The 26,950-nt window shown below is 74.5% G+C and carries 24 protein-coding genes, 3 tRNA genes and 1 pseudogene; 9 read left to right on the top strand and 19 right to left on the bottom strand.

The window, feature by feature from the left end:
• Positions 1–11 precede the first annotated feature (11 nt).
• From ACPXCB_RS02980 to ACPXCB_RS02990, 3 genes are read right to left on the bottom strand one after another with little or no spacing between them, the layout of a single operon-like run.
• Positions 12–1,133, bottom strand: a complete 1,122-nt coding sequence (locus ACPXCB_RS02980) for a cystathionine gamma-lyase (RefSeq protein ID WP_425871916.1) — start codon at positions 1,131–1,133, stop codon at positions 12–14.
• Positions 1,130–2,128 carry an NAD(P)H-dependent glycerol-3-phosphate dehydrogenase gene (locus ACPXCB_RS02985; protein WP_425871918.1) on the bottom strand — a complete coding sequence of 333 codons (999 nt, stop codon included), beginning with the start codon at positions 2,126–2,128 and terminating at the stop codon, positions 1,130–1,132. The genes ACPXCB_RS02980 and ACPXCB_RS02985 overlap by 4 nt, the downstream gene beginning before the upstream one ends.
• Complete coding sequence (locus ACPXCB_RS02990) at positions 2,125–2,862, bottom strand: lysophospholipid acyltransferase family protein (RefSeq protein WP_425871920.1); 738 nt, start codon at positions 2,860–2,862, stop codon at positions 2,125–2,127. The genes ACPXCB_RS02985 and ACPXCB_RS02990 overlap by 4 nt, the downstream gene beginning before the upstream one ends.
• A 126-nt stretch (positions 2,863–2,988) precedes the next feature.
• Here ACPXCB_RS02990 and cofC point away from each other — a divergent pair, with 126 nt between their 5' ends.
• Genes cofC through ACPXCB_RS03010 form a run of 4 tightly spaced genes read left to right on the top strand, consistent with a single transcriptional unit; the run spans position 2,989 to position 7,301 of the window.
• Complete coding sequence (gene cofC, locus ACPXCB_RS02995) at positions 2,989–3,624, top strand: 2-phospho-L-lactate guanylyltransferase (protein WP_425871922.1); 636 nt, start codon at positions 2,989–2,991, stop codon at positions 3,622–3,624.
• Between the two features lie 21 nt (positions 3,625–3,645).
• The gene (locus ACPXCB_RS03000) at positions 3,646–3,843 is read left to right on the top strand and encodes a cold-shock protein (protein ID WP_192581542.1); all 198 of its coding nucleotides are present in this window, start codon (positions 3,646–3,648) and stop codon (positions 3,841–3,843) included.
• 53 nt (positions 3,844–3,896) lie between these two features.
• Entirely contained in the window at positions 3,897–6,293 is a 2,397-nt protein-coding gene (locus tag ACPXCB_RS03005; protein WP_425871924.1) for an RNA degradosome polyphosphate kinase, read from the top strand.
• Between the two features lie 24 nt (positions 6,294–6,317).
• On the top strand, positions 6,318–7,301 hold the full coding sequence (locus ACPXCB_RS03010) for an NUDIX hydrolase (RefSeq protein ID WP_425871926.1): 984 nt from the start codon (positions 6,318–6,320) through the stop codon (positions 7,299–7,301).
• A 76-nt stretch (positions 7,302–7,377) separates the two neighbouring features.
• On the opposite strand, the gene ACPXCB_RS03015 is transcribed toward ACPXCB_RS03010, so the two are convergent.
• The 4 genes from ACPXCB_RS03015 to leuC form a co-directional block, all read right to left on the bottom strand.
• Positions 7,378–9,324 (bottom strand): endonuclease/exonuclease/phosphatase family protein, encoded by a 1,947-nt coding sequence (locus tag ACPXCB_RS03015; protein WP_425871927.1) that lies wholly within the window; start codon positions 9,322–9,324, stop codon positions 7,378–7,380.
• A 130-nt stretch (positions 9,325–9,454) separates the two neighbouring features.
• Positions 9,455–10,141, bottom strand: a complete 687-nt coding sequence (locus ACPXCB_RS03020; RefSeq protein ID WP_425871929.1) for an HU family DNA-binding protein — start codon at positions 10,139–10,141, stop codon at positions 9,455–9,457.
• 172 nt (positions 10,142–10,313) lie between these two features.
• Entirely contained in the window at positions 10,314–10,901 is a 588-nt protein-coding gene (gene leuD, locus ACPXCB_RS03025; protein WP_425871931.1) for a 3-isopropylmalate dehydratase small subunit, read from the bottom strand.
• Between the two features lie 12 nt (positions 10,902–10,913).
• Positions 10,914–12,362 (bottom strand): 3-isopropylmalate dehydratase large subunit, encoded by a 1,449-nt coding sequence (leuC, locus tag ACPXCB_RS03030; protein WP_425871933.1) that lies wholly within the window; start codon positions 12,360–12,362, stop codon positions 10,914–10,916.
• Between the two features lie 49 nt (positions 12,363–12,411).
• On the opposite strand from leuC, the gene ACPXCB_RS03035 reads away from it, so the two are divergent.
• Positions 12,412–13,098, top strand: a complete 687-nt coding sequence (locus tag ACPXCB_RS03035) for an IclR family transcriptional regulator (RefSeq protein WP_013284529.1) — start codon at positions 12,412–12,414, stop codon at positions 13,096–13,098.
• Positions 13,099–13,367: 269 nt separating this feature from the next.
• Here ACPXCB_RS03035 and ACPXCB_RS03040 read toward each other — a convergent pair.
• From ACPXCB_RS03040 to ACPXCB_RS03055, 4 genes are all read right to left on the bottom strand, one after another.
• Positions 13,368–13,440, bottom strand: a tRNA-Glu gene (locus tag ACPXCB_RS03040).
• Positions 13,441–13,775: 335 nt separating this feature from the next.
• A tRNA-Glu gene (locus ACPXCB_RS03045) sits at positions 13,776–13,848 on the bottom strand.
• A 136-nt stretch (positions 13,849–13,984) separates the two neighbouring features.
• Positions 13,985–14,056, bottom strand: a tRNA-Gln gene (locus ACPXCB_RS03050).
• A 107-nt stretch (positions 14,057–14,163) separates the two neighbouring features.
• Positions 14,164–14,967 carry a fumarylacetoacetate hydrolase family protein gene (locus ACPXCB_RS03055; protein ID WP_425871935.1) on the bottom strand — a complete coding sequence of 268 codons (804 nt, stop codon included), beginning with the start codon at positions 14,965–14,967 and terminating at the stop codon, positions 14,164–14,166.
• A gap of 173 nt (positions 14,968–15,140) precedes the next feature.
• On the opposite strand from ACPXCB_RS03055, the gene ACPXCB_RS03060 reads away from it, so the two are divergent.
• Positions 15,141–16,421, top strand: a complete 1,281-nt coding sequence (locus tag ACPXCB_RS03060; RefSeq protein WP_425871937.1) for a hypothetical protein — start codon at positions 15,141–15,143, stop codon at positions 16,419–16,421.
• A gap of 61 nt (positions 16,422–16,482) precedes the next feature.
• Positions 16,483–17,418, top strand: a complete 936-nt coding sequence (locus tag ACPXCB_RS03065) for a 3-methyladenine DNA glycosylase (RefSeq protein ID WP_425872143.1) — start codon at positions 16,483–16,485, stop codon at positions 17,416–17,418.
• Positions 17,419–17,516: 98 nt separating this feature from the next.
• Here ACPXCB_RS03065 and arfB read toward each other — a convergent pair whose 3' ends face one another.
• The 7 genes from arfB to ACPXCB_RS03100 form a co-directional block, all read right to left on the bottom strand.
• A complete protein-coding gene (gene arfB, locus ACPXCB_RS03070) occupies positions 17,517–17,942 on the bottom strand; it encodes an alternative ribosome rescue aminoacyl-tRNA hydrolase ArfB (RefSeq protein WP_132232586.1) in 426 nt (141 codons plus the stop codon).
• Positions 17,943–17,951: 9 nt separating this feature from the next.
• Positions 17,952–18,254, bottom strand: a complete 303-nt coding sequence (locus ACPXCB_RS03075; protein WP_425871939.1) for a hypothetical protein — start codon at positions 18,252–18,254, stop codon at positions 17,952–17,954.
• Positions 18,255–18,364: 110 nt separating this feature from the next.
• Entirely contained in the window at positions 18,365–19,228 is an 864-nt protein-coding gene (locus ACPXCB_RS03080; protein ID WP_425871941.1) for a S1C family serine protease, read from the bottom strand.
• A 44-nt stretch (positions 19,229–19,272) separates the two neighbouring features.
• A complete protein-coding gene (locus ACPXCB_RS03085; RefSeq protein ID WP_425871942.1) occupies positions 19,273–20,232 on the bottom strand; it encodes a VWA domain-containing protein in 960 nt (319 codons plus the stop codon).
• The gene (locus ACPXCB_RS03090; protein ID WP_425871943.1) at positions 20,229–21,248 is read right to left on the bottom strand and encodes a DUF58 domain-containing protein; all 1,020 of its coding nucleotides are present in this window, start codon (positions 21,246–21,248) and stop codon (positions 20,229–20,231) included. Before ACPXCB_RS03090 ends, ACPXCB_RS03085 begins: the two co-directional genes overlap by 4 nt.
• Positions 21,245–22,294: an AAA family ATPase gene (locus ACPXCB_RS03095; protein WP_425871945.1), complete on the bottom strand. Its 1,050-nt coding sequence runs from the start codon at positions 22,292–22,294 to the stop codon at positions 21,245–21,247. Before ACPXCB_RS03095 ends, ACPXCB_RS03090 begins: the two co-directional genes overlap by 4 nt.
• A gap of 216 nt (positions 22,295–22,510) precedes the next feature.
• The gene (locus ACPXCB_RS03100) at positions 22,511–23,038 is read right to left on the bottom strand and encodes a hypothetical protein (RefSeq protein WP_425871947.1); all 528 of its coding nucleotides are present in this window, start codon (positions 23,036–23,038) and stop codon (positions 22,511–22,513) included.
• A gap of 446 nt (positions 23,039–23,484) precedes the next feature.
• Between ACPXCB_RS03100 and ACPXCB_RS03105 the strand changes: the two are divergent.
• A pseudogene (locus ACPXCB_RS03105) lies at positions 23,485–24,431 on the top strand (endonuclease/exonuclease/phosphatase family protein).
• 35 nt (positions 24,432–24,466) lie between these two features.
• Here the strand turns inward: ACPXCB_RS03105 and cimA are convergent.
• A complete protein-coding gene (cimA, locus tag ACPXCB_RS03110) occupies positions 24,467–26,047 on the bottom strand; it encodes a citramalate synthase (protein ID WP_425871949.1) in 1,581 nt (526 codons plus the stop codon).
• Positions 26,048–26,387: 340 nt separating this feature from the next.
• Between cimA and ACPXCB_RS03115 the strand changes: the two genes are divergently transcribed.
• Positions 26,388–26,948 carry a peroxiredoxin gene (locus ACPXCB_RS03115; protein WP_089001610.1) on the top strand — a complete coding sequence of 187 codons (561 nt, stop codon included), beginning with the start codon at positions 26,388–26,390 and terminating at the stop codon, positions 26,946–26,948.
• Positions 26,949–26,950: the final 2 nt, after the last annotated feature.

Here is a 26,950-nt window from a genome sequence, read left to right on the forward strand (position 1 = left end):
GCGTCCGGTGCTCAGCGGCTGGCGTCCAGGGCGGCGGTCACGTCGGCGACCAGGTCGACGGCGTCCTCGACCCCGCAGGAGAGCCGGACGAAGCCGGGCGGGGTGTCGTCGCCCCACTGGGCCCGCCGGTCGGCGGTGGTGTGCAGGCCGCCGAAGGAGGTGGCCGCGGCCACCAGCCGGGCCGCGTCGAGGAACCGCGCCACCCGCCCGGCGTCGCCCAGGTCGAAGCAGAGCACCCCGGGGATGCGTCGCATCTGGACCGACGCCACCGGGTGGGCCGGGTCGCCGGGCAGCCCCGGCCAGCGCAGCCCGGTCACGTCGTCGCGCCCCGCGAGCAGCCCGGCGAGGGCCTGCGCGTTCGCGGTCTGCCGGGCCAGCCGCAGGTCCAGGGTGGCCAGCGACCGGTGCGCGAGCCAGGCGTCGAACGCGCCCGGCACGGCCCCGGTGACGTTCCGCCAGGCGGTGACCGCGTCCCGCAGCTCGGGCGAGCGGGTCGCGACGTAGCCCAGCAGCAGGTCGGAGTGCCCGGTGAGGGCCTTCGTCCCGGAGGCCACCACGACGTCGGCGCCCAGGTCGAGCGGGCGCTGCCCGAGCGGAGTCGCCGTGGTGTTGTCGACCGCGACCAGGGCGCCGGCGGCGTGCGCCCGGGCGGCCAGCGCCGCCACGTCGGCGACGTCCAGGCCCGGGTTGGCCGGGGTCTCCAGCAGCACCAGGCGTACGCCGTCGAAGGCCGGGTGCGGGCCGGCGGTCGGGGCGAGGAGCACCCGTACGCCGATGCCCTCCAGCGTGTCGGCGGCGAAGGCCCGGACGGCGAAGTACCCGTCCGACGGGAGCACCACGGTGTCCCCCGGCCTGAGCACCGTCAGCACCAGCCCGGTGATCGCGGCCTGCCCGCTGGCGAAGACCCGGCAGTCGCCCCCCTCCAGTTCCCCGACCGCCGCCTCCAGCAGCCGCCGGGTGGGGTTGTCCGGCCGGCCGTAGCCGTCGGGTGCCGCCGCCGGCCCCGCCCACGGGTCCAGGTGGTACGGCGCGGCGAACACCGGCCCGGGCAGGAACGGCTGGCCGGGAGCCGGCTCGGGCAGGCCGGCGCGGACGCAGCGGGTGCCGTCGTGGTGCTCGGTCACGTCGCTCACTCCGGCTTGGTGGTGCGGCTCATCAGCGCCTCGACGGCGAGCCGAGGGTCCATGCCCTCGTGGCAGACCAGCTCGACCTGCTCGGTGATCGGCATCTCCACCGCGTGCGCCCGGGCCAGGTCGCGCAGGGCCAGCGCGCTCTTGACGCCCTCGGCGGTCTGCCGGGTGGCGACGCGTGCCTCCTCCAGGGTCGCGCCCCGGCCCAGGTGCTCGCCGAAGGTGCGGTTGCGGGCCAGCGGCGACGAGCAGGAGGCGACGAGGTCGCCCATCCCCGCCAGGCCGGCGAAGGTGAGCGGGTCGGCGCCCAGGGCCACCCCGAGCCGGGCCGTCTCGGCCAGTCCCCGGGTGACGAGCATGGCCCGGGTGTTGTCGCCGAAACCCATCGCCACGGCGATGCCGTACGCCAGGGCGATCACGTTCTTGACCGCGCCGCCCAGCTCGCAGCCGATCACGTCGTCGTTGGTGTACGGGCGGAAGTAGGGCGTGGTGATGGAGCGCTGCACCAGCGTCGCCCGGTCGGCGTCGGTGCAGGCGACCACCGTGGCGGCGGGCTGCTCGGCGGCGATCTCCGGGGCCAGGTTGGGGCCGGAGACCACCACCACCCGGTCCGCCGCCACCCCGGTGGTCTCCACGATCACCTCGCTCATCCGCCTGGTGGTGCCGAGCTCGATGCCCTTCATCAGCGACACCAGGGTGGCGTCCGGGTGCAGGTGCGCGGTCCACTCGGCCAGGTTGCCGCGCAGCGTCTGCGACGGTACGGCCAGCACCACCTGCTCGGCCCCGGTGATCGCCTCGGCGGCGTCGCCCGTCGCCGTGACCCGCGACGGCAGCAGCACGTCCGGCAGGTACTCCGGGTTGCGCCGCTCGGCCCGGATCGTGTCGGCGACCGCCTGGCGGCGGGCCCAGACGGTGACGTCCCGCCCGGCGTCGGCGAGGATCTTGGCGAACGCGGTGCCCCACGAGCCGGCACCCAGGACCGCGACGTGCCCGCTCACGCCGCCGCCTCCGGCCGCGGCCGCTCGACGGCGGGGCGGGCCGTCCGTTCCCACAGCGGTGGCGGGGTGCCGCCCCGGATCTCGGTGAGCATGTCACGAAGGCGCAGCATGATGGTGTCGGTCATCTCCTCGAGGACGGCCTTCGTCGGGGTCGACCCGGCCCACCGGCCCAGGTCGACGGGGGGTCCGGCGACCACGGTCACCGGAATCCGGGGGCGCGGGTCCAGTCGGGACCGGCGCGGGTCGAAGATCCGCTCCGGGCCCCACATGACGAGCGGGACCACCGGCGCCCCGGTGGCGAGCGCGAGGCGGGCGGCGCCGGTCTTGCCCTTCATCGGCCACAGCTCCGGCTCGCGGGTGATGGTGCCCTCCGGGTAGATCACCACCGCGCCGCCCTGGTCGAGCGCGGCGACGAGATGGTCCAGCGACCGCACCGCGTCCACGGTGTTGCGCTCGACCGGGATCTGCCGGCACCGGTGCAGGATCCAGCCGATCACCGGGACCCGGAACACGCTGGCCTTGCCGAGGAACTGCGGCCAACGGCCGGAGTCGTAGACGAAGTGGGCCGCGACGAGCGGGTCGGCGTGCGAGATGTGGTTCGGCACAATGATCACGCCACCGTCGCCGCGCAGGTGCTCCACACCGCGCCAGGTGCGCCGGGTCCAGACGGTCATCACCGGCTTGACCAGCACCACGGCGAACCATTGCCAGAACCCCAGCCTCCGCCGTGTCACCGCGCCTCCTCGTGCCGCCCCGCCCCCACCGGATCCGCACCCGGTGACGCCCGCAGCGGAAATCATGCCTGCTCGACCCGGGTCCGGCCAGAGAGGGTACCGCCGTACGGCTGGCAGGATGGCGGTGTGAGTCAGCCGAGGTGGACCGTGGTGGTGCCCGTGAAGCGCCTGGCCGCCGCGAAGAGCCGGCTGCGGGGGGCGCTGCCGGCCGTACCGCACGAGGAACTGGCGCTGGCCCTGGCCGCCGACACGGTCGCCGCGGTGCGGGCCTGCCCGGCGGTGGCGGGGGTGCTGGTCGTCACCGACGACGCCCGGGTGGCCGAGGCCGCCCGCCGGGCGGGCGCCCGGGCGCTGCCCGACGCCCCCGGGGCCGGGCTGAACGCCGCCTTCCGGCACGGCGCGTCGGTCGCGGGCGGCGGCTGGGTGGCCGGGCTCACCGCCGACCTGCCCGCGTTGCGCCCGGCCGAGCTGGCGGCGGCGCTGCGGGCGGCCCAGGCCGCGCCCCCGGGCGTACGCGGGTACGTGGCCGACGCCCCCGGCCAGGGCACCGTGCTGCTGGCCGCGCCGCCGGGCGTGGCCCTGGATCCCCGCTTCGGGGTCGGCTCGGCCGCCGCGCACGCCGCGAGCGGGGCGCTCGCCCTCACCGGGGACTGGTCGAGCCTGCGCCGGGACGTGGACACCGCCGGCGACCTGGCCGCGGCGGCCCGGCTCGGACTGGGGCCCCGCACGGCCGCGTTGGCCGCCGCCGGCTGCCCGGCCTGAGGGGCGTGTAGCGTGCGGGTCATGCAGGGCACGGTGGCCACCTACGACGCGGCGACCCGCAGCGGGACGCTGCTCCTCGACGACGGCACCGAGCTGGCCTTCCCGGCCCGGGCGTTCGACGCCTCCGGCCTGCGCCTGCTCCGCCTCGGCCAGCGGTTGCGCGTCGAGACCGACGACACCGGCGCGGTGGTCCGGGTGACATTGCCGACGATGGCCTGAGCGGCTGGTCGAAGTTCATTTTGCGTTAACCGCATCCGGGTGATTATGGGCAGGTGAGCACCCCTCGCAAGCACCCCGCCAACCGCCCGTCCACCGACCCTGCCGCCCCCCGCAACGGCACCCGGTCCCGGGGCGCCGACGGCCGCTTCCACGCCGACCCGCCGGCCGCGCCCCCCGGCGAGGCGCCCACCGCAGCTCCAGGCGGAGTGTCCGCCGCGACCCCGGGCGGTGCGTCCGCAGCGACCCCGGGCGGAGTGTCCGCAGCGACCGGCACGGCCGACGCCGCCGGTGCGGCCGCCTCCGCCGGGCTGGAGGAGGTGCTGGATGCGCCGCCGCCCGCCGAGGCGCCGGCGCCCGACCTCATCGACGAGCCCCCCGCGGCGGAGCCGCTGCCGGAGGACCGCTTCCTCAACCGGGAACTCTCCTGGCTCGACTTCAACGCCCGGGTGCTGGCGCTCGCCGAGGACCCGCGCACGCCGCTGCTGGAGCGGGCCAAGTTCCTGGCCATCTTCGCCAGCAACCTCGACGAGTTCTACATGGTGCGGGTCGCCGGGCTGAAGCGCCGGCTCCAGGCCGGCCTGCCGGTACGCGGCGGGGACCGGATGCCGCTGCGCACCCAGCTGGAACTGGTCGCCGGGAAGGCCGCGACGCTGGTGGCCCGGCACTCGGCCTGCTTCACCGACGAGGTGCTGCCGAAGCTGGCCGCCGAGGACATCCGGATCCTGCGCTGGGCCGAACTGGACGACCCCGAACGGGAACGGCTGCGCGCGTACTTCCGGGAGCAGATCTTCCCGGTGCTGACCCCGCTGGCGGTGGACCCGGCGCACCCCTTCCCGTACATCTCCGGGCGGTCGCTCAACCTCGCGGTGGCCGTCCGCGACCCGGACGGCGGCTCGGAGTTCTTCGCCCGGGTCAAGGTGCCGAACAACGTGCCCCGCTTCGTCCGGGTGCACCGCGACCTGCCGGGCGTGCGGATGCTGCCGGTGGAGGACCTGATCTCGGTGCACCTGGGGCAGCTCTTCTCCGGCATGCGGGTGGTCGAGTGCCACCTGTTCCGGGTCACCCGCAACGCCGAGATGGAGGTCGACGAGGACCGCGACGAGGACCTGCTCCAGGCCCTGGAACGGGAGCTGGCCCGGCGCCGGTTCGGCCCGCCCGTCCGGCTGGAGGTGGCCGCCTCGGTCTCCGACCACGTGCTGGAGCTGCTCGTCCGCGAGCTGGACATGCACGACCAGGAGGTGCTGCGGGTGCCCGGCCTGCTCGACCTCTCCGCGCTCTGGCAGCTCTACGACGAGGCCGACCGGCCGGACCTCAAGGATCCGCCGTTCGTGCCGGCCACCCACCCCCGCCTCACCGAGGGCGAGGTGCCGCGCAGCGTCTTCGCGACCCTGCGCGACGGCGACATCCTCGTCCACCACCCGTACCACTCGTTCGCCACCAGCGTGCAGCGCTTCATCGAGCAGGCCGCCGCGGACCCGGACGTGCTGGCCATCAAGCAGACCCTCTACCGCACCAGCGGCGACTCCCCGATCGTGGACGCGCTCGTCGACGCGGCGGCCGCCGGCAAGCAGGTGGTGGTGCTGGTCGAGCTGAAGGCGCGCTTCGACGAGGTGGCCAACATCGGCTGGGCGCGCAAGCTGGAGCGCGCCGGCTGCCACGTCGTCTACGGCCTGGTCGGGCTGAAGACGCACTGCAAGACCGCCCTGGTGGTACGCCAGGAGGGCAACCAGATCCGCCGCTACTGCCACATCGGCACCGGCAACTACCACCCGAAGACCGCCCGGCTCTACGAGGACTTCGGCATGCTCACCGCCGACCCGGAGATCGGGGCCGACCTGACCGACCTGTTCAACGTCCTCACCGGCTACAGCCGGCAGACCTCGTACCGCCGTCTGCTGGTGGCGCCGCAGGGCATCCGCAGCGGCCTCATCGAACGCATCGAGCGGGAGATCGCGCACGTCCGGCTGGGCATGCCCGGGCTCGTGCAGATCAAGGTGAACTCGCTGGTCGACGAGAAGATCACGGACGCGCTCTACCGGGCCTCCCGGGCCGGCGTCCACGTGGACCTGGTGATCCGGGGCATGTGCACGCTGCGCCCGGGGGTGCCCGGCCTGTCGGAGAACATCCGGGTCCGCTCGATCCTGGGCCGGTTCCTGGAGCACTCCCGGATCTTCCGGTTCGGCAACGACGGCGACGCCGAGTTCTGGATGGGCTCGGCCGACCTGATGCACCGCAACCTGGACCGCCGGGTCGAGGCGCTGGTGCGGGTGAGCGACCCCGTCGCCCGGGCCGAGCTGGACCACGTGCTGACCGCCGCGATGAGCCCCGACGTGGACGCGTTCGAGCTGGCGGCGGACGGCACCTGGAGCCGGCGTACCGGCACGGCCGAGGAACCGCGGGTCCACCTCCAGGAGTTGCTGCTGCGTCGCGTCGGTGACACGGCGGGCTGACCGGTACCCGCATAGGCTGACCTGATGCTGGATGAGCGGGACGCGGCCGGCCCCGGCCGGGGCCGGCTGCCCGGGTTCCCTGACGCCGCGCCCCCGATCCGGGCGGCGGGTGGTGTCGTGTGGCGCCCCGCCGATGAGCCCGGGCCGGGCGAGGGGCCGGCCGCCGGGAGCACGGACGCCACCCCGCGCGGTGGGGTGCTGGTCTGCCTCGTGCACCGGCCCCGCTACGGCGACTGGTCGCTGCCCAAGGGCAAGCTGGAGCCGGGCGAGCATCCGCTGCGCGCCGCCGTGCGGGAGGTGGCCGAGGAGACCGACGTCCGGGCGGTGCCGCAGGTGCGGCTGCCCACCGTGCGCTACCGCAGCGAGGGCCGCCCGAAGGTGGTCGACTACTGGTCGATGCGGGCGGTGGCCACCGGCGGCTTCCAGCCGGGCACCGAGGTCGACGACGTGCGCTGGCTCGGCGTGGACGAGGCGGTCCGGCTGGTCAGCTACCCGCACGACGCCGAGGTGCTGGCCGCGTTCGCGGCCCTGCCGACGGTCACCGGGACGGTGGCGCTGGTCCGGCACGCCCACGCCGGCAAGCGGGCCACCTGGTCGGGCCCGGACACCGGCCGGCCGCTCGACGCCCGGGGCTGGGCGCAGGCCCACGCGCTCGCCCCGCTGGTGGCGCTGCTCCGCCCGGTACGCCTGCTGTCGGCCTCGGCCCGCCGCTGCGTACAGACCCTCGACCCGGCGGCGGCGCTGCTCGACCTGCCGGTCGAGATCGACGGCGACCTGGACGAGCCGCGGCCGGGCCAGCAGCCCGACGAGTGCGCGCTGGCCGCCGCCGGCCGCCTGGCCGCGCTGGCGGCCACCGGCGAGCCGGTGGGGGTGTGCAGCCAGGGCAAGGTGATCCCGGGCGCCCTGGCCCGACTCAGCGGGCGGCCGGGCGACTTCACCACCCCGAAGGGCGGCGGCTGGCTGCTCGCCTTCGCCGGCGACCGCCTGGTCGCCGGCGACCGCCTCTGACCGCGCACCCACCGGGGTCGACCGGTCCCGACCGGCCCGCTGGGCGGCGGGTCAGGCCGGCCCGTTCGGCGGCGGGTCAGGCCGGTGGCAGGGTCAGCGTCACCGCGACCGGCAGGTGGTCGCTGGCCGTCCCGGGCGGAGCCGCTGCGTCGGCGGCGGCCAGGCCGGGCGTGACGAAGACGTGGTCGATCTGCTGGCGCGGGGCGTCCGCCGGGCTGGTCGGCAGGGGACGGGCGGCGGCGAGCGCGTCGACCAGACCGGCCCGGGTGAACTCGGTGAACGCCGGGTCGCCGGGCTCGGTGTTCAGGTCTCCGGCGACCACCAGGGGACGGCCGGCCGCGTACCGCACGGCGAAGTCGGCGACCGCGCGGGCCTGGACCACCGGGTCCTCGCCGGGCGGCGGTTGCAGGTGGGTGGCGACGACCGCCAGGCTGACGCCCTCGCTGAAGTCGACGGTGACGCCGAGGGCCTGCGCCCCGGTGGGCGCGCCGACCGCCGGCAGCGGCCGGGTCCGCGCCGCGTCCAGTGGCCACCGGCTGAGCACGGCGTCGCCCCAGAGCGGATCGGCGGCCGGCGCGAAGACGTACGGCATGTCCAGCCGCTCCGCCAGCAGGTCGAGCGTGTCGTGGCCGCCGTTGAGCAGCCAGCCCCGGTCCACCTCGCTGAGTGCCACGACGTCGGCCCCGGCCACGGCCCGCGCCAGCGCGTCCGGGTCGAAGCGGCCGTCCATCCCGAACCCCATCCGCACGTTGTACGCCGCCACCCGCACCGTCTCCGGCGGCCCGTCCCGGTTGGTGGCGGAGAGCAGCTCGTCGCTGGCGACCGCGGCCAGCAGCGTCACCACGGCGGCGGTGGCGGCCGTCCACACCGGCGGCAGCGGCGACCGGGCCGGCCCCGGCGTGGGACGGGTCGCCAGCGCGACGGCGGCGACCAGCACCGCCACCGCCACCGGCACCCCGGCGTTGGGGTGGCCGAGGTCGTAGGCGGAGTAGTAGGCCACCGCCGCGACGGCGAAGACGAGCATCCCGGCGACGGCGGCGTACCCGCGCCGCCCGGCTGCCCGTGCCGGGTCCTGCCCAGCGCCGTCGGGGACCGGGGTGCGGGCTTCGTCCGCGCCGTCGTCGCCCCGTCCGTCCGCCGCACCGGCCGACGCCAGGCACGCGCCGAGACCGACGGCGGTGAGCAGGACGGCCGGCAGCAGCAACTCCCCGCGTCCGAGGGCGACGAGGACGGCCCCGCCGACCAGGGCCACCGGCCCGAGCCACCGCCAGGCGCCCCGGCGGGGCGGGGCCAGCGCGGCGAGCAGGAACCCGCCGACCGCCACGGCGAGCGGGGCGGGGCCGAACAGCGGCACGGTGGCCACCCCCACCTCGTCGGCGGGATCCGACCGCAGCAGACCGAACTGGTACGACGTCGCCGTCCGGGCGACCGCCGGGGAGAGCGCCACCATGCCGGCGAGCAGCAGCGCCGGCCCGGCCAGCAGCCAGCTCCGTACGCCGCCCGCCCCGGACGCCGGCGCGGGCCGCGCCTGCCCCGCCAGGAAGAGCGCCGCGACTCCGACGGCCGCCAACCACGCCGGCCAGTCCCCGAAGAACGCCGAGCGGTACGTGTCCAGCACCGTGTGCAGGACGGCCCCGACCGCCAACCCGAGCGCCAACCCGGGTACGGGGCGATCGGTGCCGGCGGCGACACCGGCGAGCCAGACCAGCCCGGCCAGCAGCCCGGCCGTGGCGAGCCAGAGCTGGAGCCGCCCGCCCGGCTGGCCGTTGACGGCGAGCCGCGCCACGACCAGCAGCACCGCGGCGACGAGCGTCACGGGGCGGGCGCCGACCCGACGGATCAGCGCGGGCGCGGCCAGGGCGAGCAGGAACCAGCCGAACGCGAACGCCCCCAGCAGTTCGGCGGGGGTCGAGGCGGCCTGCCCGAAGATGGTGATGACCGCCGGCAGGAAGACGCGCAGCACGTCGACCAGGAGCACGACGCCCAGGGCGAGGGTGACGGTGGTGAGGTGGCGGTAGCGCACCGGGCTGCCTTTCGCCGACCGGAAGGGGTGCGGCGATTCTGCGGGCGGGGCACGGTCGGGGTCAACGGGTGGGGGTGGACACGGCGAAGGGCGCCCACCGTCGGTGGACGCCCTTGCCGTACCGCCAGGTTCAGCGCTTGGTGGCGGTCTTCTTCGCCGCCGACTTCTTTGCCGGCGCCTTCTTCGCCGCCGCGCTCTTGCTCGCCGTCGCGGCGGTCTTCTTCGCCGCCGTGGCCTTGGCCGCCGCGGTGGTCTTCTTCGCCGGGGCGGCCTTGGTGGTCGCGGTCTTCTTCGCCGCGGTGGTCTTGGTCGCCTTCGCCGCGGGGGCCTTCTTGGCCGCCTCGGTCGCCTTGGTCCCGGCCGCCTTCGCGCCCGCCGCCTTGGCCCCGGTGGCCTTGGCGCCGGTCGCCTTAGCCCCGGTGGCCTTCGCCCCGGTCGCCTTGGCACCCGTCGTCTTGGCCGCCGCGGTGGTCTTGGCGGCGGACGTGGTCTTGGCGGCGGCAGCCGTGCTCTTCTTCGCCGCCGCCGTGGCCTTCGGCACCTTGCCGCTGGCCACCATCTCCTTGAATCCGGCGCCGGGACGGAAGGTCGGGACGGATGTCTTCTTGACCTTCACCGCCTCGCCGGTCCGCGGGTTGCGCGCTGTTCGGGCGCCCCGGACGCGCTTTTCGAACGCTCCGAATCCGGTGATCGCCACCTTCTCGCCCTTGGTGACCGCCGCCTGGACCTCAGCGAGGACCGCGTCGAGCGCGGCCGTCGCCGTCTTCCGGTCCCCCAGGCGAACGGCGAGCGCCTCGATGAGCTCGGCCTTGTTCACGACTTCCTCCCGATTGTGCAACTGACTCGACGCGAGCCATTCTGCGCGCACGGTATGCCCTGTGCTGCCGGGACACAAACATTCGGTCGAAAAAAGCCCTTGTGTCGTAACGGATTCGCCCCCACCGGTGAGACCGGCGGGGGCGGAAACCGCTGTGGGATCGGGCGTACGGCTATGCGACCGAGGGCAGGAACGGCGCCCGGGTGGCCTCGAAGGCGCTGATCTCCGACTCGTGGCGGAGGGTGAGTCCAATGTCGTCCAAGCCCTCCAGCAGCCGCCAACGGCTGAAGTCGTCCATCGGGAACGACCAGGTGGCCTCGCCGACACGCACCTCGCGGGCGGTCAGGTCCACGGTGACGGGGGTGGTCGGGTCGGCCTCCACCAGGTCCCAGATCTCCTCGACCGCCTTCAATTCCAGCTCGACCGGGAGCAGCCCCTCCTTGAGGGCGTTGCCCCGGAAGATGTCGCCGAAGCGGGGCGCGATCACGGCACGGAACCCCCAGTCGCGCAGCGCCCAGACGGCGTGCTCCCGGGAGGAGCCGGTGCCGAACTCCGGACCGGCCACAAGAATCGACGCACCCGAATAGGCTTCATCGTTGAGCACGAATTCCGGGTCCTCCCGCCAGGCGCTGAACAAGCCGTCCGCGAAACCGGTCCGGGTCACCCGCTTGAGGTACACGGCGGGGATGATCTGATCGGTGTCCACATTGGAGCGCCGCAGCGGCACGGCGGTGCCCGTGTGGGTGGTGAACCTCTCCATCTGGGTGCCCTTCTACAGGTCGGTGGGAGCGGCCAGCCGGCCCGCCACGGCGGTGGCGGCGGCGACCGGCGGGGAGACCAGGTGGGTGCGTCCGCCCCGGCCCTGGCGGCCCTCGAAGTTGCGGTTGGAGGTCGAGGCGGAACGCTGGCCCGGCGAGAGCGTGTCCGGGTTCATCCCCAGGCACATGGAGCAGCCGGCGAAGCGCCACTCGGCGCCGGCGTCGCTGAAGACCTTGTCCAGCCCCTCCGCCTCGGCCGCCTCGCGGACGGCGGCGGAACCGGGCACGACCAGCATCCGCACCCCGTCGGCGACCCGGTGCCCGCGCAGCACGTCGGCGGCGGCCCGGAGGTCCTCCAGCCGGCCGTTGGTGCAGGACCCGACGAAGACCACGTCGACGGCGAGGTCGCGCAGCGGGGTGCCGGGGCGCAGGTCCATGTACTCCAGCGCGCGCCGGGCGGCGGTCCGCTCGGCCTCGGTGACGAACTCCTCGGGCGTGGGCACCACCGCGCCCAGCGGCGCGCCCTGACCCGGGTTGGTGCCCCAGGTCACGAACGGGGTGACGGCGCCGGCGTCGAGGGTCACCTCGGCGTCGAAGGTGGCGCCCTCGTCGGTGGGCAGGGTCCGCCACCAGGCCAGCGCCGCGTCCCAGTCGGCGCCCTTCGGGGCGTTCGGCCGCCCCTTCAGGTACGCGAAGGTGGTCTCGTCCGGCGCGATCATGCCGGCCTTGGCGCCCCACTCGATGGACATGTTGGCGATCGTCATCCGCCCCTCCATGGACAGCGACCGGATCGCCTCGCCGCGGTACTCGACGATGTGCCCGCGGCCGCCGCCCGTACCCACCTGGGCGATCAGCGCGAGCACCAGGTCCTTGGCGGTGACCCCGGGGGCGAGCCGCCCGGTCACGTTCACCGCCATCGTCTTCGGCCGGCTCTGCGGCAGCGTCTGGGTGGCCAGCACGTGTTCGACCTCACTCGTGCCGATGCCGAACGCGAGCGCGCCGAACGCGCCGTGGGTGGCGGTGTGCGAATCCCCACAGACGATGGTCATGCCGGGCTGGGTGACGCCGAGCTGCGGGCCGATGACGTGCACGATGCCCTGGTTCTCGTCGCCCAGCGGGTGCAGCCGCACCCCGAACTCGGCGCAGTTGCGGCGCAGCGTCTCGATCTGCGTACGCGAGGTGGGGTCGGCGATGGTGAGCAGATCGCCGCGCCGCAGGCGGAACGACGGGTCGGCATACCCCGTCGGGGTGTTGTGGTCCTCCGTCGCGAGCGTGAGGTCGGTGCGGCGCACCCGGCGCCCGGCGAGGCGCAGCCCGTCGAAGGCCTGCGGGCTCGTCACCTCGTGCAGCAGGTGCAGGTCGATGAAGAGCAGATCGGGCTCGCCCTCGGCGGACCGTACGACGTGCGCGTCCCAGACCTTCTCGGCCAGGGTCCTCGGCTCGGTAGTAGTGACTCCCACCATCTGGACATCCTAAATTCTGGGAGGTAAGTTTCGGCTTGTGGGACACAGTATGAGCGGTGTCGGCGTTCTCGACAAGGCGGTGGTCATCCTGGCCGCCTGCGTCGACGGCGCCAGCCTGGCCGAACTCGTTGAACGCACCAAGCTGCCCCGGGCCACCGCGCACCGGCTGGCGCAGGCGCTGGAGATCCACCGGATGCTGGTCCGGGACACCCAGGGTCGCTGGCGTCCCGGCCCGCGCCTGGGTGAGCTCGCCAACGCTGCCCCGGACGTGCTCCTGACGGCGGCGGAGCCGCTGCTGGCGGCACTGCGGGACGCGACGGGCGAAAGCGCCCAGCTCTACCTGCGCCGCGCCGACGAACGCATCTGCGTGGCCGCCGCCGAGCGCGCCAGCGGCCTGCGGGACACCGTGCCGGTCGGCTCGGTGCTGCCGATGACGGCGGGCTCCGCGGCGCAGATCCTGCTCGCCTGGGAGCCGCCCGAGGCCGTGATGCCGCTGCTACCCCGGTCGAAGTTCACCGGCCGCACCCTGGCCGAGGTACGCCGCCGGGGCTGGGCGCAGAGCGTCGCCGAACGCGAGGCCGGTGTGGCGAGCGTCTCGGCGCCGATCCGCGACCGCACCGGTCGGGTCATCGCCGCGATCAGCATCTCCGGGCCCATCGAGCGCCTGGGACGCCGCCCCGGCGAACGCCACGCCATGGCCGTGGTCCGCGCCGGCCAACGCCTCTCCGGCCTCTGACGCCCCACCCACCCCGGCCCCCCGGCCCACCCGGCCCACCCGGCCCACCCGGCCCACCCGCCGGCTCGCCCCACCGCCGCCCATCGGCCCCGCGTCGATCAAGAAGTTTTCGCCCGGGTTCGACCCCCGACCGAGCGAAAACTTCTTGGTCGACACGACCGGCAGCGGCGCGGCCAGGGGCGGAAGTACAGCGCGCGGTGCAGCCCGGGCGGGAGGGTGGAATGCCGAACGGCCCGTTCCACCGGAGTGGAACGGGCCGTTCTGAGATGTAGCCCCGACCGGATTCGAACCGGCGCTACCGCCTTGAGAGGGCGGCGTCCTGGGCCGCTAGACGACGGGGCCAAGACTTCACTGCTTCCACCGCCCTTGCGAGCGGTGCGGCTGTAGTCTAGCGGCGGCCCTCACCGGGGCGGAAATCGGGGCGACCCGACGGTCGTCCCGGCACTCCACCACCCGGACGACCAGGATCGGACGACCGGAGACCAGGCTTCGGCCGAGGCCACGACCGGCGGGGCGGAGACCGGTCGGCCAGCAGGGGCGAGCCCGAGCCACACACGGCGGGTCGCAGCCGCCGGCGTCGGGCCATCCGTGTCTGCGGCGGCAGGCAACAAGCAGCGTCGGCGCGGGACATGCGAAACGGCCCGCCCCACCGGAGTGGAACGGGCCGTTCTGAGATGTAGCCCCGACCGGATTCGAACCGGCGCTACCGCCTTGAGAGGGCGGCGTCCTGGGCCGCTAGACGACGGGGCCAGAACCTGAACTTGCGGCACCACTCTGCCGAGCGGTGCCGCTGGACTCTATCAGAGAGAACCCCGATCCCCTGACGGGAACCGGAGTCGTCTCCTACGAGATCCAGCGCCCGAAGCTCTTCCGAACCTCGGCTGCGCTGGGGTACCAGGACTCGAACCTAGACTAACTGAACCAGAATCAGTCGGGCTGCCAATTACCCCATACCCCATTGGCCCCTTGCGGTGCCGGGATCAAACTTTACCCTCCCGGTGCCAGCAGGCCAAATCGAGTCCCCCAAACCGCCCCTGAACTGCGGAAACGGGGCCTCGACGCGGATCAGGCGACGGGCACCACCGGGTTGATGAGGTCTCCGATCCCCTCGATCCGCACGGTGACCGTATCCCCGTCCAGCAGCGGGCTAACCCCGGCGGGTGTGCCCGTGAGCACCACGTCGCCGGGGAGCAGCGTCATCACGTGCGAGACGTACGACACGAGGGCCGGCACGTCGAAGACCATGTCGCGGGTCCGGCCGAGCTGGCGGACCTCCATCTCCTCGGGATTGCGACCCACCTCACAGCGGATCTCCAGGTCGCGGACGTCGAGCCCGGTGGTGATCCACGGCCCGATCGGGCAGAACGAGTCGAAGCCCTTGGCGCGGGTCCACTGGCCGTCGGAGCGCTGGAGGTCCCGGGCGGTGACGTCGTTGGCGCAGGTGTAGCCGAAGATGGCCCGCTCCGCGGCGGCCCGGTCGGCCCGGCGGGCGCCCGGCGCGCCGATCACCACGGCCAGTTCGGCCTCGTGCTCGACCTGCTTCGAGAAGATCGGCAGCCGGATCGCGTCCCGGGGCCCGATCACGGAGGTGGACGGTTTGAGGAAGAGCAGCGGCTCCTTCGGCACCTCGCTGCCGTGCTCGGCGGCGTGCTCGGCGTAGTTGCGGCCGACGCAGACGACCTTGCTGGGCAGGATCGGCGAGAGCAGGCGGACGTCCGACAGCGCCCAGCGGGCACCGCTGAAGGTGATCTGGCCGAACGGGTGGCCCTCGATCTCGGCGATGGTCAGGCTCTGCGGGCCCGCCTCCGCTTCGCCCTCGACGACCCCGAACGACATTCCCTTGGCATGAGCAAAACGAGCGATACGCACCAGGCCAATCTAGCCCCGGTGACCCGCGCCCCGGCCGAGGCCGGAGTCAGGGGCGCGCCGCAGACGGGGAGGGCGCACCCTACGCCACCCTCCGCTCGCGGGGGCGGAGTTCGCGACTTCGTACCCGCCCGGTGTCGTCGCGCCCATAGCGTCGGCTCCGGAGGTTCGTTCGTATGCCTGCATCGACACGACACCACAGGGCCCTCGCAGTGTTCGTACACTGCCTCGGCATTCTCTCCGCCGTGCCGGCACTGCCCGCGGCGGCCCCACCCGCGGCGGCCGCGCCACCACCGGTGGTCGCGCCGACCCCGGAGCCGGCGATGCCGTCGGCGCCGCCGGCGGTGCCCACCCCGACCCGGGCCGCCCCGCCGGTGGCGAAGCCGCCGGTCACGGTCGCGGTGGTGCCGGAGAGCACGCCGGCGCCGCGCTACCGGATCCAGGTCCGCAACAGCGGGGGCACGCCGGTGGACACCACCGTCCGGCAGGAACTGCCGCCCGGGGCCTCGGCGACCGCCATCACCGCCGGGGGCCGGGCCACCCGGGCCACCGGTCAGTCGGCCACCGAGGTGACCTGGCAGCTCAAGCTGCCCGCCCGCAGCACCACCACCCTGGGCACGGCGCTCACCGCCGCCGCCCCGGCCCGGCCGCTGACCGCGCCGGCCTGCGCCTACGCCCGCGACGGCAGCCGGCCGTACGACTGTGCGACCGCGACCTGGAACGCGGGCGCGCCGGCCGCCGCGCCCGAGCGTTCCGAGGCGCCGCCGTGGCGCCGGACGCCGGTGCTGCTGGCCGGGCTCGGCACGGTGACGGTGCTCGCGGTGGGCGGGGTGTGGACCTGGCGCCGGCGCCGCCGGCCGGTCGCCGCGGCCCTCTCCGGCCATCATCCAGGGACGGTCTACCCACGCCCGGCCGCGCCGCGACCGGAACAGCTCCGCCGCAAGCCGTCCGTCTGGTTGATCGTCCCGGTGGCCGCCGCCGTGCTCGCCGGCACGGTGGGCACCGCCGCCTGGACGGCCACCCGGCAGGTCGCCGCCGTCGACACCGACAGCCAGCCGACCAGCGGCGCGTGGCTGGGCCAGGGGGTCAACGGCGCCGTCGGCGAGCCGCTGCGCGAGTCGGCGTTCGAGTTCACCGTGTACCGCGTCGCGTGCGAGCCCGGCGCCGCGGCCCGGCAGTGCGAGGCGACGGTCGGGGTGCGCAACCTCACCCCGGAGCAGCAGAGCTGGCACGGCCGGCTGCAACGGGCGTACCTGCCCGACGGCAACTTCGTCAGCACCGACGAGCAGGCGACCCGGGCGGCCAACCAGGGCCGGGACGTCTTCGCCCAGCCGATGGCGGCCGGCAGCCGGACGGTGCTGCCGCTGGTCTTCACCGTCGCCGGGAAGGCGCCGCCGGAGCAGCTCGAGCTGCGCAGCGGGGTGTTCTCCGCCGGGGTCCGGGTGGACGTGCCCTGACCGGGCGCCGGGCGGCGGTCGTACCCTTGGCTTCGTGACCGCCGCCCTCACCCCGACCGCCGTGCCCGACGCGGCGCGCCGGCAGGCCCGGCGCGAGGAGCCGTCGACCACCGTCCCCGCGGCGACCTGGGTTCCCCTCCTGGAAGCGCACGAGAGGCGTGCGGACGCCCTCACCGCAGGCCACCGCGCCCGCAGGGCCACCGGGGAACGCCACGCGATCGACGACTTCCTGTACGACTACTACGGCACCCGGCCCTCGGTGCTCCGACGGTGGCACCCGGGCGTGGGCATCTGTCTGGAGCCGGGGCCGGACGGCTCCGCCCCGCACCGGCAGTGGCGTTGGTACGCCACGGCGGCGGACGGGGCGGTGAGCTTCGACGCCGCGGCGTTCCTCGTCGACCGGGCCGAGTCGGTGCGCTTCATCCACCGACTGTTGTCCGCGATCGCGTCGCGACCGGCCTTCACCGGCTGCTTCGGCCTGCACGAGTGGGCGATGGTGTACCGCCAACGCGAGCACCGGCACCCGCTCCCCCTGCGACTCGGGCAGGAGGGCACCGACGCGGTCGTCGAGTCGCACCAGATCCGCTGCACGCACTTCGACGCGTTCCGCTTCTTCACCCCGGACGCGGTCGGCCTCAACCGGCTCCGACCCACGCGGGAGAGCCAGGTGGAGCTCGACCAGCCGGGCTGCCTGCACGCGTCGATGGACTGCCACAAGTGGGCGACCAAGTTGGGCCCCGCGGTCCCGGGGGACCTGGCGCTCGACTGCTTCGAGCTGGCGAGGGACATCCGGCTACTCGACATGCAGGCGTCCCCGTACGACTTCTCCTCCTACGGGCAGCCCGCGGTGGCCATCGAGACACCGGAGGGCAAGGCCGAGTACGTGGCGCGTCAACGCGAGTTCGCACAGCGTGCCGGTCAGCTACGCGCCCGGCTCATCGGTGTCTGCGCGGCACTGCTCGATCAGGCGGCGCCATCGACACGGGTGGGGGCGTGACCCCCTGAGCCAGCGGTCTGCCCGCTGCGCCGTGGAGGTGGCTGCCCGGATCCCGTCGATGACGGCGAGGAACACCAGGACCCGTGGGAAGCCTCGGGTCAGTCGCCGTCGACGCGGCGGTCGCGCTTGCGCTGTGACCGGCGCTTCTTGTCGGCCAGTCGGCGCTCCTTCGCGCCCCGCGACGGGCGGGTGGGCCGGCGGGGCGGGGGCGGCGGGGCGGCGGCCTCGCGCAGCAGCGCGGCCAGCCGTTCGCGGGCGGCCTCCCGGTTGGCCAGCTGCGCCCGGTGCTCGCTGGCGGCCACGGTGAGCACGCCGTCGACCAGCCGGCCGGCGAGCCGCTCCAGCGCCCGCGCCCGCAGCGGCTCGGGCACGCCGGGCGAGGCGGCCAGGTCGTAGCTCAGCTCGACGCGCGAGTCGGTGGTGTTGACGCCCTGGCCACCGGGCCCGGACGACCGGGAGAACCGTTCCCGCAGCTCGGCGGCGGGAACGGTCCACCGGTCGTTCACCCGCAGTCCGTCGTCCACCCCCCGAGGCTAGCGCCCCTGCCGGACGCTCGGGGTAGCGGACGGGCCCGGGGTCTGCGTCGGTGGGTCGGGACTCCCGTCGGAGTCGGCGGCGGCGTACGCGACCGCCCCCACCAGCAGCAGGGCGATCACCCCGATCTTCGTGGTGGCCACCTTGATCAGCAGCCACGCGGCGCTCCGGGCGCCGGGCACGGTCTTCTTGACGGTCTGGTAGTCGGCCCACCCGCGTCGTGCCCGGGCGTACGCCGACCCCACACCGGTACCGATCAACAGGCCCACCAGCAGGAGGACCACGATTCCAGGACGCTCCACCCGAGCCAGTTATCCATACTCAGCGTGATATTTCCATTGGCCGATCATTTCGCGCCGGGTATCCGACAGTTTTCACATTCCCGGGCCGCCCCGGACGGCGGGCCCGCAGCTCAGCCGCCCTTCCCGATGATCGTGTCGGCGGTCTGCTGCACCTGTTCGATGGGAATGGCGAAGCCGATGCCGATCGAGCCGTTGCCGTCGATCGTGGCGATGGCCGTGTTCACCCCGACCACCTCGCCGCGCGCGTTGACCAGCGGGCCGCCCGAGTTGCCCGGGTTGATCGAGGCGTCGGTCTGCACGGCGGTGTGCCGGTTGTCGCCGAGGCGTACCTGCCGGTCCAGTGCGCTGACGATGCCGGCGGTGACGGTGCCGGACAGCCCGAGCGGCGAGCCGACCGCCAGCACCGGCTCCCCCACCCGGGTGGATCCCGGCTTGGCCAGCGGCAACGCCGTCAGGCCGGCCGACGGCGGCACTCGCAGCACGGCGAGGTCGCTGCGCGGCTCCCGCCCGACGACCTCGGCGGCGAACCGCCGCCCGTCGGGCAGTTCCACCGTCACCGAGCCGCCGCGCCCCTTGGCCAGGATGTGGTCGTTGGTGATGATGTGCTGCTGGTCGTCGACGGCGAAGCCGGAGCCGGAGGCCGAGGCGCCGCCGGCCCCGCCCACCAGCACCGAGACCACCCCCGGCACGGTCTTCCCGGCCGCGGTCACCAGTTCCGCCGGGACCGGGGCCGCCGAGGCCGCCGCCGGGCCCGGGGCGTCGTCGCGGCCCGCCACGATGCCGCCGGCCACCGCGCCGGAGGCGGTCGACAGGGCCACCACCGCCAGCGCGGCCAGCACCCGCGCGCGCGGGCCGCGTCCCGCCGGACCGCCGTCCGGGCCGGGCCCGCCCCACCGGGCCCGCCCGTCCGGATCCAGCTCCGGGGAGATGAACCAGGGGCCGCGCGGTTCGCCCAGCCCGGTCTGCACTGCCATGCGTACGCTCCTCACGTGTCCTTCTCGACGGCGGCCGTACGGGGTCAGGGCAGCCGGGCGAACCAGCGCATCGAGCCGGCCGCCGCGCCCATGGCGAACACCAGCCCGAGACCGATGAACCGGGCCGAGACGTCCTGCCGTTCGATGCGGTAGCCGACCGAGGTCCCGATGTCGTCGTAGACGGCGCGCAGCTCGTCGCTGGTGCTGGCCTCGTGGAACACGCCTCCGGTCTCCTCGGCGACCGCGCGCAGGGTCTGCCCGTCGACGGGCACCTGGATCGGCCGGCCGCCCCGGTCCACCGTGCCGCCCGGGGTGCCGAAGGAGATGGTGTGCACCGGCACCTTCATGTCGATCGCCTCGGACGCGGCCTCCATCGGGTCGATGCCGGAGGTGTTCGCCCCGTCGGAGAGCAGGATGATCCGGGCCGGCGGCGGGTCCTTCGCCGCCTGGCTGTCGAAGCCCTTCACCGCGCCGAGCGAGGTGCTGATGGCCTCTCCGATGGCGGTGCCCTGCACCCCGGTGGCCCCCTCGACCAGCCGCTCGACGCCCTCGTGCAGTGCCTCCCGGTCGGTGCTCGGCGGCACCAGCACCGCCGCGCTGCCGGCGAAGGCGACCAGCCCGACGTTGAACTCGTCCGGCAGGCCGTCGACGAAGCGCCGGGCGGACTCCTTGGCGGCGCTGAGCCGGTCCGGTTCGACATCGCCGGCGAGCATCGAGGTGGAGACGTCCACGGCGACCATCACCGTGGCCCGTTCGCGGGGCACCCGGACCTCCGCCGTGGGCCGGGCGAAGCCGACCACCAGCAGCGCCAGCATGGCCACGAAGAGCCCGGCCGGCACGTGCCGCCGCCAGGCCGGACGGTGCGGCGCGACCCGGTCGAGCAGCCGCAGGTTGGTGAAGCGGACGGCGTACCGGCTGCGTCGGCGCTGCATGAACAGGTAGCCGACGGCCAGGGCGAGCACCCCGAGCAGGAGCCAGAGCCGGGCGGGCGACTGCCAGATCACGCCGCACCTCCCCGGGCCGCCCGCGCCGGGGCGGCCGCGAGGCGCCGCTGGGCGTGCACGTGCCGCACGATGTCGGCGCCCCAGTCCCGGTCGGTGCGCAGCGGCAGGTGCGTGGCCCCGCTGCGGCGCAGCGCCTGACGTACCTGCTCGCGCTGGGCGGTCGCGGCGGCGGCGTAGCGCTCGCGCAGCGCGCGGTCGCCGGTCCAGACCTCGCGCCGCCGCCCGGTCTCCGGGTCGACGAGGGTGACCAGGCCGACGTCGGGCAACTCCAGCTCCCGGGGGTCGGTGACCTGCACGGCGAGCACCTGGTGCCGCGCGGCGAGGCGGCGCAGGGGCACCTCCCAGGACGGCGCCTGCCGTGGGTCGTCGGGCAGTCCGTCGAGGAAGTCCGAGACCACCACGACGAGGCCGCGGCGCAGCGCCACCCGGTGCACGGCGGCCAGCCCGTCGGCCAGGTCGGGGCCCGCCGGCGCCGGCTCGTCGCGGTCGTGGCCGCCGACGCGCGGGGCGGTCAGCAGGGCCCGGAGCAGCCCGAGCAGATGGGTACGTCCACTGCGGGGCGGGAACCGGCGCAGCCCGTCCGGGCCGAGCACCTGCGCGCCGAGGCGGTTGCCCACGCCGCCGGTGAGGAAGCCGACCGCCGCGACGGCCGCCACGGCCAACTCCCGCTTGTCCAGCTCGGCGGTGCCGTACTCCATGCTGGGGCTCGCGTCGACCAGCAGCCAGGTGGTCAGTTCCCGGTCGGCGTCGACCTCGCGTACGTGCGGGACCGTGGTGCGGGCGGTCACCGCCCAGTCCATCCGGCGCACCTCGTCCTCACCGGGCCGGTACTCCCGGCTGCCGGCGGTCTCGCTGCCGGGCCCGGGCAGCAGGCCGCGGTACCGGCCGTGCAGCAGCCCGTCGAGCCGGCGCGTGACGGTCAGCTCCAGCCGGCGCAGCCGCCGGTCCCCGGTGAGGTCGGCCAGTCCCGGGTCGGCCGGCCCGGGGGCCGGCGCGGCGGCCCCGCGCCACCTCATGCCGCCGCCAGGTCGGCCGCGTGCTCCGGCTGGGCGGTGGCGACGCGCGGCGGCGGCACGACCTCCACCAGCCGCCGGACCACCGCTTCGGCGGCCACCCCGTCGGCGACCGCGTCGAAGGAGAGCACCAGCCGGTGGGCGAGCACGTCGACGGCGAGTTCGCGGACGTCCTCGGGCAGCACGTACCCGCGACCGCGCAGGAGCGCCTGGGCCCGCGCGGCGCGGACCAGGCCGAGGGTGGCCCGGGGGCTGGCCCCGTACGCGAGCAGCGGGGCGATCTCGGGCAGGCCGAACCGGCCGGGGTCCCGGGTGGCGAAGATCAGCCGGACCACGTACTCGGCGATCGCGTGGTGCACGAAGACGTGGGTGGCGCGGGCCTGGAGGTCCCGCAGTCGCTGCGGGTCGAGCACCCGCCGGGCGACGGGCCGGTCGGCGCTCATCCGGTAGAGGATGGCGAGTTCGTCGGCGTCGCTCGGGTAGTCGACGACGACCTTCATCATGAACCGGTCGCGCTGCGCCTCCGGCAGTTGGTAGACCCCCTCCGACTCGATGGGGTTCTGGGTGGCCAGCACCAGGAACGGCTCGGGCACGGGATAGCTGTGCCCGCCGATGGAGACCTGCCGCTCGGCCATCGCCTCCAGCAGGGCGGACTGCACCTTGGCCGGGGCCCGGTTGATCTCGTCGGCGAGCACCAGGTTCGCCATGATCGGGCCCAGCTCGATGTCGAAGTCCTCGCGCGACGCGCGGTAGATCCTGGTGCCGACGATGTCGGAGGGGACCAGGTCCGGGGTGAACTGGATCCGGGAGAAGGTGCCGCCGACCACGGTGGCCAGGGTCTGCGCGGCGAGGGTCTTGGCCACCCCGGGCACGCCCTCCAGCAGGCAGTGCCCGTCTGCGATGAGGGCGGTGAGCAGGCGCTCGACGAGCCGATCCTGCCCGACGATCACGCGTTTGACCTCGAAGAGCGTCTGTTCCAGGTCGGCCGGGGTCGCATCGGGATCGGCCGGGCTGGGCACGCTGGCCAGGGTGTCCGAGATGTCCGTCACGGTGCTTGCTTCCCGTGCCGGCGGTCGGACAAACGTCGGATTATCGGCGCGGGGACGGCCCTTAGCGGCCCGAACCGGGACAACCCTCCCGACCCGACACCCACACCCCGAGCCCGCGTCGCCCACACCCCCTGAGCCCCGCGTCGGCGGGCGACGGCGGCGCGACGGCGCCGGCCCCCACACCCAGGTGAGGGGGCCGGCGTCGTCAGGCGGTGCTCAGTTGGCGATGACCAGGTGGAACGGCCGGTCGGACGCGTTCCCCGACGAGCTGCGGGTCTGGACGAAGACCGCGTTCGGCGTCTGGAGCCGCGGCGCGACGGAGATCTCGCCACCCGGGGGCACGTTGTACGGGTCGGTGGTCCCGATGGTGGCGTGGAACGCCTTCAGCGAGACGTTGTAGTTGAACAGCACCTGGTACTCCCCGGGGCCGTACCGGGTGGCGGAGACCACCTCGGGCGACCCGCGGAGCAGGGTGCCGTTGCTGGCGACGACGGCGGAGGCGACGGTGCCCGGCGCGCTCGCCAGCGCGGAGGGGCCCTGCGCCAGCGCGGCCTTGGCCTTGCGCGCCTCGGCGGGGGTCACCGCCGGCTGGCTGCCGGAACCGGGCTGGCGGGCGGCCGGCTGGGCGACCTCGGCGGGCGCCTGCGCCGCCGGCTGGGCGACGGCGATCCCGCCGCCGGCCAGGGTGAGCGCCAGCGCGGCGAACGCCACCGCCACCGCCTTGCGTCGGAAGAGTGTGGTCATGACAGGTCTCCCTTTTGTTGACCGTGCGGATTCGACCGGTCCCACGTGAAAGCGGGACGGTTGACTTCCATTTTTTCGGGCCGGGGAAATAGCGACAACCGCCTGGAGCCCACACCGTCAGGCCGCACCTAGATGTTGTCGCTTCAACGATTTCTCACCGGCCCTGAGCAGGTATTACTACTCAGAGTTTCGACGTCTCAACCCACTGGAAGGTAGCACCGCAAAATGCCGGGCGTCAATAGTCGATCACGCCCATTCAAACACCAAATCCGGGGCCAGATAATTGTGAGAAGCGAACGCTGCACCATTCATGAACGGGTCATGCGAACTGCGTTCGGGGCCGCCGCGTGGGCGCGTTCGGGGCCGCCGGACGGGTGCCCGGGCGCTATCCTCCGGCCGTGATCACCGAGACCGCGCGGCCGGCGACGGGCCGCCGGACGGCGCCGCTGCGCACCGCGCTCTGCTGGGCCGCCGTCGCGCCCGGGGTCGCCTGGGCGGCGGTACGACTGGGTGGTCTCGACCGGGGGCCGCTGGTGCAACTGCTCGCCTTCACCCCGTACGCCGCCGCCGGGAGCCTCCTGCCGCTGGTGCTCGCGCTCGCCCTGCGGCGCCGGTGGCCCGCGGTGGTCGCGGCGCTGGTCACGGCGACCCTGGTGGCCGTGGTGGCGCCCCGGGCACTGCCGTCCGGCCAGCCCCCGGCCGGCGGGCCGACGGTGCGGCTGCTGACCGCCAACCTGCTCGCCGGGGCCGGCGACGCGCGGGCGCTGGTCGACCTGGTCCGGCGGCACCGGGTCGACGTCTCGCCGTGCAGGAGTTCACCCCGGACGCCGAGGCGGAGCTGGACCGGCTCGGCCTGCCCGGGCTGCTCCCCCACCGACAACTCCACCCGCAGACCGGCACCGTCGGCTCCGGCCTCTACGCGCGGTTCCCGATCAGCGACGGCGGCGTCCGGCACAACCGCGGCGGCTGGGGATTCGACCAGGCCTACGGCACGGTGGCGGTCCCCGGGGCGCCGGCGGTCCGGGTCGAGTCGGCGCACCCGTCGGCCCCGTACGCGGTGGACCAGGTCGGCCACTGGCGCGCCGACCTGGCGGCGCAGCCGCCCGCCACCCCGGACGGGCCGCTGCGGATCCTCGCCGGCGACTTCAACGCCACCCTCGACCACGCCCCGCTGCGCGCCCTGCTGGACACCGGCTACGTCGACGCCGCCGACCAGGTCGGCGCGGGCCTGGTCGGCACCTGGGGCCCGTACGACGGGGACCCGGTCCCGCCGGTGACCATCGACCACGTGCTGGTCGACCGGCGGATCGCGGTGCGCGCGGTCACCGTGCACCGCGTGCGGGGCAGCGACCACCGCGCCGTCCTGGCCGAGCTGCGCCTCCCGGTCGGGTGAGCCCCCGGCTGCCGGTGCGCGGGGGCCGGGGCGGCTCAGACCCGGGCGCGGTCGAGGCCGTAGGTGAGCGCGTCGACGAGGGCGTGCCAGGACGCCTCGACGACGTTGGGGTGCACGCCGACCGTGGTCCAGTCGCGGTTGCTGCCGTCGACCGTCTCCAGCAGCACCCGGGTCACCGCGCCGGTGCCGTGGGTCCCCTCCAGGATCCGCACCTTGTAGTCGGCCAGCTCGAAGTCGCGCAGCTCCGGGTAGTGCCGGGCCAGCCCGACCCGCAGCGCCTCGTCCAGGGCGTTGACCGGACCGTTGCCCTCGGCGGTGGCGATCACCCGCTCCCCGCGTACGCGGATCTTGACGGTCGCCTCCGAGACCACCGCGCCGTCCTCCCGGTGCTCCACCAGCACCCGGTACGACTCCAGCGCGAACGGCCTGGCGGGGGCGGTGTCCAGCTCCGAGCGGACCAGCAGCTCGAACGACGCGTCGGCGGCCTCGAACGACCAGCCGCCGGCCTCCAACTCCTTGACCCGCCGGGTGACCCGCGACAGCGCCTCCGGATGGCCGGCCAGGTCCAGGCCGAGTTCACGGCTCTTGAGCTCGACGCTGGCCCGGCCGGCCATCTCGGTGACGAGGATCCGCATGCCGTTGCCCACCACCTGTGGGTCCACGTGGTTGTAGAGCAGCGGATCCACCTTGATCGCGCTCGCGTGCAGCCCCGCCTTGTGGGCGAAGGCCGCGGCCCCGACGTACGCCTGGTGGGTGTCGGGGGCGATGTTGGCGATCTCGGCGATGGCGTGGGAGACCCGCACCATCTGCCCCAGGCAGCCCTCCGGTAGGACGGGCAGCCCGAGCTTGAGCTGGAGGTTGGCGACCACGGCGAAGATGTCGGCGTTGCCGGGGCGCTCGCCGTAGCCGTTGGCGGTGCCCTGGAAGTGGCGCACTCCCGCCTCCACGGCGGCGACGGTGTTGGCCACCGCGCAGGCCGTGTCGTTCTGGCAGTGGATGCCGAGCAGCTCCGGGCCGACCCCGAGCCGCGCGGTCAGGTCGGCGATGGCGGCGGTCACCTGGGAGGGCAGCATCCCGCCGTTGGTGTCGCAGAGCACCACCCGCTCGGCGCCGGCGGCGAGGGCGGTCTCCACGACGGCGGCCGTGTACGCCGGGTCGGACCGGTAGCCGTCGAAGAAGTGCTCCCCGTCGACGAAGACCCGGCGCCCCTCGGCCACCAGGTGCGCCACCGTGTCGCGCACCATCGCCAGGTTCTCGGCCGCGGTGGTGCGCAGCGCCCGCTCGACGTGCCGCAGGTCCGCCTTGGCGACCAGGGCGATCGCCGGCGTCTGCGCGTCGAGCAGGCCGCGGACCTGCGGATCCTCGCCGACGGCCACCCCCGCTCGCCGGGTGGCCCCGAACGCGACCAGCAGCGCGTGCTTCAGGTCGAGTTCGGCGCGCGCCCGTCGGAAGAACTCGGTGTCCTTCGGCACGGCGCCCGGCCAGCCTCCCTCGATGAAGCCGACCCCGAACTCGTCGAGCAGGCGGGCCACCGCGAGCTTGTCGACCACCGAGTAACTGAGCCCCTCGCGCTGGGCGCCGTCGCGCAGCGTGGTGTCGTACACCTGGAACGTCATCAGGGAGTCCTTTCGGGAGCAACAAAAAGACCCCCCGCGGATGCGGGAGGTCTGCGCGCTCGGCGGAGGGGGAGGCCGGCGCGCTAGGTGCGAATAATCAGGTCGGTGCTGGTCACGATCGCCACTCTGCCACCCGGGACCCGGTTTTGGGAGGCGTAATCCACATGGCGGGACGATGACGGAGGGTCCCGATACCGCACGGGCGACCGGCTCGCCGGCACGACCCGCCGCCGGTGATCGACTTCACAAGTCACCCGGCCGCCGACCGGCGGAAACGGAGCTGGGGAAGTATCTGGAACCGATCCAGTTACCGGCCTCGTGCCGCTGTCAAGGAGGACCTGTGCTCACTGTCGGTGACCGCTTCCCCGAGTACGAACTCACCGCCTGCGTGTCGCTGGACGCCGACAAGGCGTTCGAGTCGATCGACCACAAGTCGCACCAGGGGAAGTGGCGCGTCGTCTTCTTCTGGCCGAAGGACTTCACCTTCGTCTGCCCGACCGAGATCGCGGAGTTCGGCCGGCTGAACGAGGAGTTCGCCGACCGGGACGCCCAGGTCCTCGGCGTGTCGGTGGACAACGAGTTCGTCCACTACGCGTGGCGCAAGGACCACCCGGACCTGCGCGAGCTGCCGTTCCCGATGCTGAGCGACGTCAAGCGTGAGCTGACCGCCGCCTGCGGCGTGCTCGGCGAGGACGGCGTGGCCCAGCGGGCGACCTTCATCGTCGACCCGGACAACGAGATCCAGTTCGTCATGGTGACCGCCGGCTCGGTCGGCCGGAACGTCTCCGAGGTGCTGCGGGTGCTGGACGCCCTCCAGACCGACGAGCTCTGCCCGTGCAACTGGAACAAGGGCGGCGAGACCCTGGACGCCACCAAGCTCCTCGCCGGTGCCGGGGCCTGACC

It is taken from the genome of Micromonospora sp. DT62 (genome assembly GCF_049847285.1).
GTDB lineage: Bacteria > Actinomycetota > Actinomycetes > Mycobacteriales > Micromonosporaceae > Micromonospora > Micromonospora reichwaldensis.

Excerpts from the sequence above, each read along its gene's own strand:
- ACPXCB_RS03000 (WP_192581542.1), top strand. The coding sequence starts at position 3,646 with ATGCAGGGCACGGTGGCCACCTACGACGCGGCGACCCGCAGCGGGACG.
- ACPXCB_RS03010 (WP_425871926.1), top strand. The coding sequence starts at position 6,318 with ATGCTGGATGAGCGGGACGCGGCCGGCCCCGGCCGGGGCCGGCTGCCC.
- leuD (WP_425871931.1), bottom strand. The coding sequence starts at position 10,901 with ATGGAGAGGTTCACCACCCACACGGGCACCGCCGTGCCGCTGCGGCGC.
- leuC (WP_425871933.1), bottom strand. The coding sequence starts at position 12,362 with ATGGTGGGAGTCACTACTACCGAGCCGAGGACCCTGGCCGAGAAGGTC.
- ACPXCB_RS03035 (WP_013284529.1), top strand. The coding sequence starts at position 12,412 with ATGAGCGGTGTCGGCGTTCTCGACAAGGCGGTGGTCATCCTGGCCGCC.
- ACPXCB_RS03060 (WP_425871937.1), top strand. The coding sequence starts at position 15,141 with ATGCCTGCATCGACACGACACCACAGGGCCCTCGCAGTGTTCGTACAC.
- ACPXCB_RS03080 (WP_425871941.1), bottom strand. The coding sequence starts at position 19,228 with ATGGCAGTGCAGACCGGGCTGGGCGAACCGCGCGGCCCCTGGTTCATC.
- ACPXCB_RS03090 (WP_425871943.1), bottom strand. The coding sequence starts at position 21,248 with ATGAGGTGGCGCGGGGCCGCCGCGCCGGCCCCCGGGCCGGCCGACCCG.
- ACPXCB_RS03100 (WP_425871947.1), bottom strand. The coding sequence starts at position 23,038 with ATGACCACACTCTTCCGACGCAAGGCGGTGGCGGTGGCGTTCGCCGCG.
- cimA (WP_425871949.1), bottom strand. The coding sequence starts at position 26,047 with ATGACGTTCCAGGTGTACGACACCACGCTGCGCGACGGCGCCCAGCGC.